The following is an 801-nucleotide window of genomic DNA, read 5'->3' as shown; positions in this document are numbered from 1 at the left end:
GCCCAAACCTCCCGGTCCGAGCATTTTTTTGACCCCGATCACCCACCCTTCCCCAAAACCCCCGATTCTACGTAACCCTCCAACCATCGGACGCCAGCATCATTTCGCTACTAAACTCGGGACAAGCGGGTTCAGGTGCAGGATTATAGCCAGCACGTATCGCCCAACCGACGGCCAGGTACTCAACAATAGCCAGCCCACTTTAGAGGGCATTACCCCATGGATAGCAGAACCCTACGCAACCTCATGCGCATCGTGCAGACCGGCTCTTTATCGGCGGCGGCAGAGCATTCCTGTTTGACGGTGCAGGCATTGGCTGCGCAGTTGAACAAGGTCGAAGAGCAGTTTGGTTTTCGGTTGTTTCGTCGCTCCAACAAGGGATTGACCCTGACCACGCAGGGCTCGGAGCTCACGCCTTACATGGACAAGGTGTTGCTGGCCACGCGGCAACTTGAAGAAAAAGTGGCTGCGCTGAAGGTGCCTGGGCAACGCACGCTCAAGGTCGCGCTGAACACCACGCTTTCGTCTGACTTCAATCGGCGAATGATCGGACGCCTGATTGAGGTATTTCCCGACTATCAGCTGGAATTCAGCTACGCCGAGTCGATGGAAAACCTCAGCAAGCTCAAGAATGAAGATTTTGACCTGGCCGTGTTGATCGGCCCGCAGCAGCCAGGGTTGCCGAGCATTCTCCTGCCTGAGGTTCAGGTGCAGGTGGTCGGTGCCCATTGCGGTCAGGAACATGATCCGCTGGTGATGCTGGGCAACAAGTTTCAGGTGCGTCCGGCCGGCGATTGTCCG

1 protein-coding gene is annotated in these 801 nt (G+C 56.8%); it reads left to right on the top strand.

Annotated features, from left to right (window positions below; translation table 11 throughout):
- Nucleotides 1-219: 219 nt before the first annotated feature.
- On the top strand, nt 220-801 hold a 582-nt coding region (locus tag AC1DRJ_RS30545; protein ID WP_477805395.1), incomplete at its 3' end, for a LysR family transcriptional regulator.

The sequence above is a fragment of the Pseudomonas sp. P5_B2 genome, assembly GCF_056400445.1.
Note: the sequence above shows the minus strand (reverse complement) of the source record. Positions and strands in the feature narration are given on the sequence as shown.